The following is an 11,799-nucleotide window of genomic DNA, read 5'->3' as shown; positions in this document are numbered from 1 at the left end:
GAAATTGACCTTCCGCCTCCAACAGGGTGATCCCGAACCGCTCAAAAGGGCTAACCGCTATGGTGATGGGACCATACTTGTTAATGATCGCCTCGAACTTCAGTCTATTCGCTTTGGAAGAGGCATGAAGGCCTGAATACTTGAGATATCGACTTTTAAAGCTCCCCTTCGTTTGGCCGATGTAGATTATTCTGCTTTCGCCAACGAGGCGTGGGATGGGCTGTTCCGCCAAAAACATATACAAGATACACTTGGCCCTAGAGGCCTCGAGAGATCCATACACAGATTGAAAGGCCTCAGTGGAGACGTTATTAATTTCTCCTGGAAGGAGCTCAAAGGCTTCAATTTCTTCGTAAAATTTCGTTTTATCTATCATCTCTGTCCCGATTTTTTGAAGAGCATAACGCCACACTCACGGGAATTTTGGGAGCGAAGCGAGTAAAATTTCCGAGTGCAGTGTCTTGTTATACGGGACTTTAATGAACTCAATCTTATCTATTGGTAAAAATGCAAACACAAATATAATTTATTCCTATTAAATATCTTTCCAAAGCTCTTTTAAATTCACATCGCCGCTGTCAGGTTGGTGTTCCTTGGGTAATGGATAGAACTGCACAACCATAGGAATGTCAAATGATGTGCCTGTAATCACAGCACAGCCTTTAGACAGATTAGGAATCATGGAGCGGGACAGTGAGTCTAGTGAGCTAATGGAATTCTCTAATAGCAATAAATCTCTATCGTTCACCAATCGGTGAATAAAGAAGTTGTGGATTTGAGACATGATAGTAGCTGAAATATCAGCAGGCCTCTGACTGGAAAGCGTCAGGTAAAAGCCAAATTTCCTACCCTCTTTTATAATCTCTTCAAACAACTCCAACCTATAATCTTTCCAACTTTCACTTTCTCGATTCGATTGCATCGACAGAATGTTGTGGGCCTCGTCGATTATCAGATGGAAGGTCTTACTTGGAGGGCTTTCGTTGATGACAATGTCTTTATGGCTACTATAGTAGTATTTTGCCAAAAGCAATGGTATAACTTTCTTAACCTCTTGGTTCGATTTTCGTAGCGAAATAATAGTTAATAGGCTTTTTACCGGATCATCACCAATTGAAAATACGCGCTCTAATGATTTTAATGATGCTTCGACCCGCTTCAATAACGGCTGTATGTGTTCAAACTGAACATATCCATTCACAAGATCGGCTAACAGCTGAAGGTTAATTCGAAGCTTTAGCTCTTCAAAATGGCCCAATTCTCCGATGTTTACATTGTCAATGCGTGGTTTGAAATGATTTATGTAAGTAGCGTCATTTTCACCACCATTAAGGTAGTTTGCGCCATTAATATAGAAGATACCATCCTTGCTGTACCAACTCATCTGCTCGGCTAACCCCTTGAGTTCATCAGCTGAAACTACGATTGCAATAGTCCTTATCAGATCGGCAAACTCTTTTTTGGGTGACGTGCTAACTAGCGCTCTGGTTAAAGTCTTCTTAGTGTAGTTATTAAGACTATCTGCTGTATCTTTAAATTTATCCCTACCTGTAACCACCCGCTTTAAGAACGGCTTCTGCGTATTCTCTGTTGCCTTAAATAGAATTCCAAAAACTTCTTCATCCCAGAATACACTCTCACTCAATGGAAATTTTGCGCCATCATTAGAACGTGTATCCAAATCGTAAACCTTTTTGTATTCTAAATTCGAAAGAAGCTGATTTCCTGTGTATTCTCCATTGAAATCGACTACAACAAAATTGCTATTACCATTCAGTTGCTCTAGTTTGTTCGAAAAAAGAGTCGTATATAGATTGGTAAGGGTGCTGGATTTGCCGCTTCCGGTATTTCCAAATACACCAATGTGCGTATTGAAAAGGCTTGCCCATGGTAGTGATATTGGAAATTCTTCTTTTAAAATTTCACCGACTACAAAGCTTTCATCCAAATCACCATATATCTGACTCACTTGTTCGTCACTCATCAAGTATGCTACATCTCGGATCATAGGAAGATGCTTTATACCCTCGAAGAATTCTCCCTGATGATAAAATCCAATAGGCTTCAATTCGACTTTTCGGACATACCCAGCACGATCTTCAGATTGAAATCTTTCATCTAAGTACTCACCTTGCACTAGTCCAACTATATCTTTGAAGCCTCGCCTTACTAAGATATGCTCCTGAATTGAGACGCCTTTATACTTTTTACCGTCGTAGAAGAGCGTCTCTTTATTCGATTCCTCATATAATTCAACAACAATGTTGACGCCTTTTACTGACACGACCTCCCCAATGGCAATACTCATTTACTCGCCATCCTTTTTGAGAGCGAATACACGTTTGTTAAAACGAGTAAAAGTTAGGTCATCATCAATGGTAATGTATTTAACATTTGCATAGCCTTTAAATTTCTTTCGCATCTCATGCTTTTCACTGTCGTTATAGCATGAGATATATACCGTCAGACTAGGGTTCGACAAAGATCTTTGCACCAAATGCAGGATATGCTCATCTGCGAAGGAAAAACCAAAGGTAATCAAAACTGAATTAGGTCGTTCCAACTCAAAACTCAGATGTCTTAGAATCTGGTAATAAGCTTCCTCAAAAACGGTTTCATGAAACTTCCACTTAGTCGGATTAACAATGGGTATTTGGTTATATTTATTCCAAAAGTCATCCGCTCGAAGAGCCTCCCAATCCTCGAAATCATCCTCTCCAAACTCAATTAAGTCATGCATGGATTTATTTTCATTATTGATTAGCTCTTCAAATTCTGTTAGCAACCTATTCTGTTCTTCATCAAAATCTATATTGTATGGTGTGTGTCCATAATCAACTGAAATATCTTGTTCATCCTTTTGCCAGTAAACAGAACCATGCGGATGAAGAATATTAATCTGCGGTATATATTCGGCGTGCTTGTCAAATATGCCTTTTTGAACCACTCGATTGTTGAAATTTTTGGTATGAAATTTTCGCTGTTGAAACCCGGAACTGCCATCATTGAAGACACAGCTTAGCGATTGCTCGGTAATTAAACTATCAGCTGAGACTTCAAAACAGTTATCGTAATTGGTTGTATATATATTGCACTTCTTGTCATTTCGTTTTTTATTTTCTAGTACTGCCAACAAGGTTTTTAGGAAAACTCGGTACTCCCTTAAAACCTCTACCCGATGTGGTGGATATGGAACCTTGGGCAATCGCGGCAATCCGGTATTAATACATTTTTTGAAATAATGCATAAATAGAAGGGTATATAGGTGGCGTGTGCTATTCTTATCTAGCTCTTTAGCCAAAGTTTCAAAAGTATGTGAACATCCTTCACCATTCTTAATATTTAAGATCAAAGTGGGAAGAAACCCATATGAAGCGCCTGCGCCAAAAAGGAAGTTCAGATTCTGCTCGTAAACATCATAAAGATTGAATTTATCTGGCATAAATTTCTCTGACTGTAAATTCTGACTACTTAAGGGTTTAAACTTCTAACTCTGGACGACAACGCTCGCTCGGCTGACACCGTATAACGCCCGCGTAATAGGCGCGAGCTTGCGAGCGTCCTAATTGACGCGTTTGTTAGCTGCTTTTTATTACGTTGAAAAAAGAGCATGGCATGTCAGGCCCCAGAAAAGTTAGAGGATTTTTGGGACCAAGTACATATTCAGGCCACTCTTCAGACAATTTTTGCACCGCTTGATCATCACTATTGATAGGTCGATGAAGTGTCATTGAATTTTCAACGATATTGATCAGGCCATCAATTATTTCACTAACTTTATCACTGCCAAATATCGCAGGAATAGTTACTCGAACCGTACTTGAAAATGTGTCCAGGCAGATGTGAATTAACTCTGCCTTATACTTCTTTGCTGCCGCTAAAAATTTGGAGTAGTCAAACTGTTTGTTATTTCGTATATGAACGTTAACGTCATATATATAGCCTGGCGTTCCATCAATATTTTCTGATCTATCTGCCCATCTCCGTCTGAGTGAATAGATAGACACAATGTATCTCAATTCTCGTGGAGCAGATCCGACTTTCGCCCATTCGTCTGGAGCAACTTCTTTGAACGAAAATGGATCCAGATCAATATATTTCTTTGCAACTGCATCCCTATCAGGAGGTAGTATTGGCTGCAAATCATTATAATCAGTGCAAAACCTCCAGAATCCGTTATCAATATCCCTCATCAGCTGCAATAATCTTTCAATATCGTCAGCGTGGCCACTTCTGAAATGAGCAACTCTGTTCCTTATATGTATAATCTCATCTAGCTTCACTTCCCATATGTTCTTCGGTGGTAAATACTCCGAGAATAGATCCCAGTTATTTTGAATTAGCTTAACGAGTTCAGTAAATGTGGTGAAACTTAGCGGGTTGTCATCGGCTGTTGGTATATGAGTAACGGCTTTATCTGATTCATAGGTTTTTTTAGTTCTATTAAAATTGAACCAGTTTCTACCTTTCTTCGCTTTTAATTCAACATACACCATTTCCCTCAGCCACTTTTCAAGCTGCCAAAGGCGGGCGTACAAAGCGAGGGCGTTTTCGTCAACCTCTGAAATTTTATCCAGCTCTGAGAACATAGCTCCTCACCCTAATTGGCAGCTAACGCCCCAAACACTGGAGCAGCTCCGCTGCGTCCACATGCTTTGGTTTGTTAGATTTAGCACTGCGTAATTTTTTCAATGATCTCTGGAATATCATCATAACTTTCGTACCATAAAATGGTTACTCCCAGCTCTTTCATGAGTTCTTCATTTAGTGTGTGATGCCTTTGCAAAAATTTTTCAGCGCCATCTAGATTATCAATTACAGCATCCTTCACTTTTCTATTTTTATCATAAGCGAAACTATCTAGTGTTAAACGCTTCATGAAAGCGAAGTGTTTACTTCTTTCAATATTTCTTGCTGATATATCAAGCAATCTTCTTAGATTAGGGTCGGCCATTGACAGGCCAATCATCAAGCAATTATTTTCTCGTAGACTGTTAAGCTGAACCAAGTTAGACCAGTGATAAGCATCTGAATATATTTGATGGTAGCCTTCTTCAGAGAAAACCAATGTTGAATTGTCTAGACCATCATATTTCTTTCGATCTTCGGGCAAAAAACCATGCACATGATAAACAGGGAGCTCATCCGGGTCATAAGTCTCATTGTCGGTATACACACAACGATGAAGTATATTATTCGCAAGCAACTGCCTTTCTATAAGGTCATCAAAGTTATATGTTATCACCGATCTAACTTTAGCTCCTGTCCTTCGAGGCATACACATCGAAGCTATCGACTTAATTAGCCTTGAATCAATATCATATTTCGCATCCCTTAGCTTATATAGATTTCTAGTAATAGCATTTGTGAACTCTCTGGCTTCAGTGCCACTTTTCACCAACCCCTTCCTTAAATATCTAGCAGCCATCAATGCAGATGGCTCATCTACGGCATTTAATCTGCTAACTAACTGATCGATATCTACGTCAGATATCTCTCCATCGTCAACAAATTCTTGCGTTAAGTAAGTGACAAAAAGTGAATTAAGTAATATATTCCAGTCAGGCATTCCGGCACTACTTGATAAACCGGCACCCAGAAATAATGAGAACTGTCCTTTTTGATACGACTCTTTTAAGTTATCGACAATTGTCTCTCTTTCTGATTTCCAATCTAAGACTGGATTGCTAACGGCAGACTCCAACCTTAATGCGAATAGATTATTGGCTATTTCGTTTACCTTAGCCCTGTGCTGACTTGCAATTTTATTGATTTCCTCCGGCCCCCAAATATGTACTTTGCAGGGCATTTTAAAGCGCTCTAAGTCTATCAGGATTCTTTGTCTAATTTTTTCTGGGACCGGCTTAGCCGAAACAATAATTACATCAGATATTTCAACATCATTGATTTTAGAAAATAGCTGGTAGGCCAGCTTGTCGAATAACATTTTTCTAGACTGGTTTGCTAGATTAAATTTTATTTCGATTAACGTAGGGCCAGTAAACTCATCAAACCCATCTGGAGCTAAGCCATCTCCAAGGCAGTCAGTCTCGACCTTAATAAGGAGTTTCTTATCCTGCTTTTCAAGATGATGTTTGAGCAGTTGTAGGATGAATGTTTCAAAGGAGTAGTAGCTTTTTGGTCCACCCTCATCAATACTTTCAACTATATTATCTATTATCACTTCTATTCCTACTCAATGATATTTCCCGACGAAATCTAACGCCGCGCTCTGCGGTAATTTTGGAGCTCAGCGTAAAAATTGTCCGACAGCAGCGCCTTGTTATACGCTCTCCGCACCATCATCTAAAAACCTCCATGCGTCCACTGAGTTACGCAAACTGCTGGCGAAGTCCTAGCATTTAACGATGTATCACAGCTCACCATACGCCTTATGAGAACAAAAGAACCCGGCATGCTCTATACATCGGCATACCATTCTGTCGGTATGAGTTTTTTCCCCTCCCGCCATTCATCGACTTCGTGAACATGTTCAATGTCTCCGTATATGGCCTTATCCGCATGATCAAGAACTATAAACTGCCAGGAAGCATCGGGTTTAGAGAAGGTTTCTGACAAGGTTTTAAATATCTTCTTAACTGCGTAAAAATCTTCATCCTCGTAATTCTTGAAGTCTTCTTCCTTCTCACCGCCTTCAACCAGCGTAACTTTGGGAAAGTAAACCTGACTTGGCTGATCGAAGATGACAAAACTAGGGACACTTGAGCCGGGCAAGCTGGCAAAAAACTCCTGAAATGCGCACATAGCTGCTATATGAAAGGAAACCCAATTCGAAGCGCTACCGACTTCAGAAAGGAAGTGCCACTCACCTTCATTCCCCCGTACTTTGATGGCCAACTCCTTGATGTCAACTTTTGGCCTGGATTGCCTGTATTTTTCTTCGACGTCAAGGTGCTGAAGGTAGGAGAGCATAAGCTCTGCAATTATATCGGTCGCGGCATCTGCCCTTCTTAAAATAGCTGCTTCATTTACCAGCGGTTTCAATTGATCATACTCGTCCTGTAGCTCCTGAACTTGGTTTTCTAGGTGGCCGCCTTCAATGAGCTTTTCGAACCGCTCCAGCGAGGAACGGAAATGGCCGAGAAAGATATACATCTCTTTGTTTCTATAAAAGCTGTGCCGGGCCTGCTCGTCTTTCTGTATAAGCCGGTCATATCGTTCCTGAAGCGAGTTCCTTTGCTCTAATACGTCCTCCAAGTCTTGCTTAAGTCGCAGTTCTTCCCTGTCAAAAGTGGTGGGAATGACCTGAAATTTACTCGCTTCATTTTCATATTCTTCAAGAACGGCTGAAATTTTGTCGATTTCGTTAAGCGCGTTAGGATGACTGGCCTCACCACATACGGGGCAAGTTTCCGTATGCTCCGCTACATCTGTCAGCCATCTAGAAAGGTGAAGTCGGTCAGCTTTCTTCCTAGCAACGGAACCGTAATCTGTAAAGCCGCCCTTTAATCTTTTTACCTCCTCAAGACGGTTCTTTATCTGCGCAATATGGGAAGCTAGATCATCGTCCTGAGCATCAAGCTTTATGAGTTCTTCATTTGATGCCTGAATCTGACCTTCGCCGATACGTGGTCTGTCCGGGCTCCTCTCAATTAGTTCCTTACCGAGTTCAAGAAGTCTCTCAGGATCGTCAGATTGAGAAAATTGAGCTTCGACCAGCCCGTAATCGACCGCTGTCATGAGATGTCCAAATATATTTGACTTCCACTCTTGTGAAATCGCGCGCTCTTTCTCAAGCTCCCGCCGCAATCTATTTAGCTTCCGCTCAAGCACCTGCATTCGCTGCCGAGCCTTCAACACCTCCAGGTTCTCCGCGCCAAGAATAAAAGGAAACCAAGTCCGTAGTTTTTCGCGATGTTCATGAGCGTGAGTTTTGTAGAATAGAATATTCTGGTTAGCGACAATATCCTGTGTTTGAAATACAAAGCCCATCAGATCGCGAATACTTAGACGAGCTTTAAAACTGTTTTGTGGTGCTTCGTCTGGATCGAGACTGAAATACGGCAGCAGGGCAAGTTCATTCAATGAGTGTTTAACATCCTCAGTCGAAGCATTTTTATCTTTCAGCACCGGCGGAATCGTAACGCTCGTTCCTTTATAGTAGTAAAAGTCATCAGACGGATTGCTGCCAGTTGGAACTTTCCTCGCGATAAGTATCTGATCCTGATCAAGTTGGAGTATGACACCATACCAGGATGCATAGTCTCTAATTGTGTCAATAGGAATACTGCATGAACTGGAACCAAGGCAGTAATCAATAATCGGTATTATTGCCGACTTTCCTGTGCGTGACGCTCCAGTGATAACATTAACCTTGTCAAGTTCGAACTTTACTTCTCTTGGCTGAAAGGCAGAATTTTTCGGCCAGATAATCAATTTTCTTATCTTCATGTTCACTATAAGACCATCTTTAATAATGTAGATACCTGGCTCACCGAGTAGGCTGAAAACCACTTACCTAACGTTTCTGCCTTATTGCCCAAAGATTTGACACTTGGCTTGGGAGCCATACCCCTACTCGGCTTCCGCGAAAGGTTTTTGGGATAAAGGCAGCCATCCTCAAGATTGAGAAACAGCAGGCCATGCTGAATCGCCAGATCGATCGAACTTAAGGTATAAAATTTCGTATTGTTCACGCGATGATGAATCGAAAGGAAAAGATCGACATCCTTTTTGTCGGTGAAGCTTCGCGCGTAGGACGCAAGGTCCTTTCTGAGGTTAGTGACGGGATCGCTGAGACGCTTGTTTGTTAAAATTGCAGATGCAAGAAAATGCAGTAAGAGGACGGGGGAGTGACCTTCGGGGTGATGATCTGTATAGCCTTGTGTAAATCGCCAAAGAACGTAGGAACCGACAACCGGGGTATTCCAGACTCTAATTTCTTCAACGAGATTGCTCATAAATCACCTGCTACCTGTCTTTCAATAAATCGTTCCATGATTCATGCCACCCTATTTCATTTTCATTTGTAAGATTATGATAAGTTCCACGAACAAAATGAGAAAGAACAGGCTGGTTTCCTATTGTTGCCTGCCTTACCTTGCAATCGTGGTAAAGAAGCTGTCCGCGTTCTTCAGGCTTTAGTGATTTTTCGGTAATAGAAAGTTTTTTAATCGTGCTGTGCCAATAGCTTTTCAGGCTTTCTTCGAACTCCTGAGCGGAAGCTTCGTCTATCAACTCGCTCTCTATCCATTTATCCGCATTTACCTTCCTACGAAGAAAATCAGATACTGCCGAAACTTGTTCATGGTCTTCAATATCAATTATCTGTAGTTGTTTCAAATATGTTGGATATTCCTTAAACTGTTCCTGAACCTCCTTGTGGTCGGCTGCATACTCCTTCGTGAAGTCGATTAACTCCCTTGCCCTAACTCTTTCAAACAGGACCACAAACTTTTTCTGATATTCCTCCCACGATATAATGGCGGGTTTACTGGCAGCGATCCTGTCCATCATAGAATTTGTTATCCAGCCGAGTAATTCATCATGGACATAATCGACATGATGCTGAGACACTAAAATTATGTCTGATAGAACCTGATGAATCTCCTCACTACCCGTTTTACTGCCGACGATAAATTCAAAAGACCCGACTATCGCTCTAAAAGCATCTTTATGGCCCAGAATATGTGAAAGATACGAATGGATGGGGTGGGTCGATTCTAGTGATTCGAATAGGCTTTCTACTTCTCCGATACATTTATTTATTTCCTCAGGACTTTGAGCTTCAGATAATGCATCGACTATCCCTTTATTACCCTCGTGGTTAGCATATAAAATAAATTTTGTTTCCTCGAAATGTATCGAACCATCATTCAGCGCATTAATCCAGTTATAGAAAGTTTTCCAGAGGTCGGTTGATTTATTCGTAACTGGGTTGCTACTCAAAGACGACTTGTCTTCTTCTTCGAGTTTACCCCCGTTGCCAAGCATTACCGCAACGTCACCGGTAACCTCAACGCTTACAGACGATCCACGTCCAGATTGCAGCAAGTGAACCAGTGCCCGCTGGAGCTGGAGCTGGTAACCTAGCAATTGTCCTGCTGCGGTAGGCATATGAAACATCCTTTGGTTTTCTTCACATATTTGTCGACATCTTAAAGCCTATACTTTCGGCTCAAACTCTGGTCAGTCTACTTAATTAACGTGTGCTTTGGGTCGAAAGTGGACTTACTCCGCACCGTATAACGCAGAGCTTTGCGGCAATTTTGGAGCCGCGCAGCGGTGGAAAAATTGTCCGACAACAGCGACTGGTTATGCTTTTCCTTTCAACTTGTCTATCTCAGAGTTCGCCATTCGCATTATTTGTTCTTCGGTTGCGTGTCCCGCCGTTGTGACCAAGTGCATCAGGCTATCCGAAATGCCATTATGAATCGATCTAGCCATGTCACCGAAAACTAGTAATTTTCTGGCAAACTCGTCCCTGCCATGATCTGTATACAAATCCTGTCCGTTCTCCCTCATCGAATTGTGAACAACCCATTTCCTTAACGAGTTGAATTCCTTGAGATCGGAGAGCATTGAGTTTTGGACGCGCTCGGTTCGCTCCAGCAACCCAATAAGCTGGCCCAAGGTTTTCCGACCGATTTGTTGCTGGTTCATCTCTGCGTTCTCTCTGGTGATGCCATCGCAACCAAAGTGAATACAGACGATAATGTAGAACTTACAGAGAGCATCTTCGACGTACTGCAGTTGCCAGATTGCCTCACCTGTAGCTCTATAGAAAAAGCCCAGCTCTTCAGAGTTAATCTCTCTTCTCATTTCCGATCTCTACTTCCGCATAACAGTGATTGGACTGCACGTCCTGATATTGGATAAACAAGCGTGCGCGTTCAACAATGTTATCTAGCGCGCCACGCTATCTCTAACCTATTGATTTCCATGATTTATAAGTATAGCTCGGCTACCTAACAAAAATTCGCGAGCGTGCTCTTTTTGCCTAAATCAATATACTGTATGCGGAAAAATTAATAAAAATACAGGCAACCAAGCGCTTCGCACCAAGCCATTTAAGCGCTCCCCAAACCAGCTCAAACGCTCTTAGCCACCCCTGTATAAAGAGCCCACCCAAGCACCCCACAATTCACCAACACCCCACACCAAAATAAGCCCTGAAACGGCTGCTTCCTGGTTTTGTGCCGAAATAGCCGCTGCGCCACCAGCGCGCCGGGCCAGCCGCCGATCAACCCTGCGAAGAGCAGCGTGGCTTCTGATATGCGCCTTCTGCTCTTCCCTGCTGCGGCTTTGTCGATACCGTACATGGCGAAGGTGATCACGCTCAGCAGTGCGTATGCCGCCAGGAGCTGCAATGGCACGTGACCGGCAACGCTAAGAGCTGCCAGAAGCACGAAAAACGTAGCAGCTATGGCGCATGCCAACATCAGCCCTTTGGAGCGTGGGGATGTATGACTTGCCGCTTGCAGGTAGCCCGCCTTCTGCGCTCTCGGCCTGTTCTGGCTGTCTTGTGTCAGATGGTAGGCAATCGGCTCGTTGACTGTTGGCCGGCGCCCATCGCGGGGAAAGGCGCTGATGTGGACGAACACGCGAGGGCCGCCTGCGGTCGGGGTAATGAACCCGAAACCCTTGTCGTCGTTCCACTCGGTGAGTTTGCCTTCGTGCCGCATCGCGTTATCTCTGTGTCATCAGTATTCGTCGGAGAATACCACGCGGCGAAATCGACTTTTAAATCCAATAAGTTAGTGGGTACTTTATAAGGCTGGGTTTTGTCAGGCGGGAGGGGAAATAGGGAGTCGGGGCACGCTACCGCCCCTGCTGGCA

9 protein-coding genes are annotated in these 11,799 nt (G+C 42.6%); all 9 read right to left on the bottom strand.

The window, feature by feature from the left end:
* Positions 1–535: 535 nt before the first annotated feature.
* A complete protein-coding gene (locus SPH52_RS05700; RefSeq protein WP_411794024.1) occupies positions 536–2,308 on the bottom strand; it encodes an ATP-binding protein in 1,773 nt (590 codons plus the stop codon).
* Positions 2,309–3,442 (bottom strand): hypothetical protein, encoded by a 1,134-nt coding sequence (locus tag SPH52_RS05695; protein ID WP_411794023.1) that lies wholly within the window; start codon positions 3,440–3,442, stop codon positions 2,309–2,311.
* A gap of 136 nt (positions 3,443–3,578) precedes the next feature.
* Entirely contained in the window at positions 3,579–4,589 is a 1,011-nt protein-coding gene (locus SPH52_RS05690) for a Swt1 family HEPN domain-containing protein (protein WP_411794022.1), read from the bottom strand.
* An 80-nt stretch (positions 4,590–4,669) separates the two neighbouring features.
* On the bottom strand, positions 4,670–6,184 hold the full coding sequence (locus SPH52_RS05685) for an SIR2 family protein (protein WP_411794021.1): 1,515 nt from the start codon (positions 6,182–6,184) through the stop codon (positions 4,670–4,672).
* A 236-nt stretch (positions 6,185–6,420) separates the two neighbouring features.
* Positions 6,421–8,412, bottom strand: coding sequence for a DUF3732 domain-containing protein (locus SPH52_RS05680; RefSeq protein WP_411794109.1), 1,992 nt, complete (start codon positions 8,410–8,412; stop codon positions 6,421–6,423).
* 5 nt (positions 8,413–8,417) lie between these two features.
* Positions 8,418–8,921 carry a three component ABC system middle component gene (locus SPH52_RS05675; protein ID WP_411794020.1) on the bottom strand — a complete coding sequence of 168 codons (504 nt, stop codon included), beginning with the start codon at positions 8,919–8,921 and terminating at the stop codon, positions 8,418–8,420.
* A gap of 10 nt (positions 8,922–8,931) precedes the next feature.
* Positions 8,932–10,077, bottom strand: coding sequence for an ABC-three component system protein (locus SPH52_RS05670; protein WP_411794019.1), 1,146 nt, complete (start codon positions 10,075–10,077; stop codon positions 8,932–8,934).
* A gap of 198 nt (positions 10,078–10,275) precedes the next feature.
* Positions 10,276–10,782, bottom strand: a complete 507-nt coding sequence (locus SPH52_RS05665) for a hypothetical protein (RefSeq protein ID WP_411794018.1) — start codon at positions 10,780–10,782, stop codon at positions 10,276–10,278.
* Between the two features lie 269 nt (positions 10,783–11,051).
* Positions 11,052–11,645 (bottom strand): DUF1294 domain-containing protein, encoded by a 594-nt coding sequence (locus tag SPH52_RS05660; RefSeq protein WP_411794017.1) that lies wholly within the window; start codon positions 11,643–11,645, stop codon positions 11,052–11,054.
* Positions 11,646–11,799: the final 154 nt, after the last annotated feature.

Origin of the sequence: Halomonas sp. A29, from assembly GCF_046723295.1 — a bacterium.
In the GTDB taxonomy this organism is placed as follows: domain Bacteria; phylum Pseudomonadota; class Gammaproteobacteria; order Pseudomonadales; family Halomonadaceae; genus Halomonas.
This window is presented reverse-complemented; position numbering and strand designations above follow the sequence as displayed.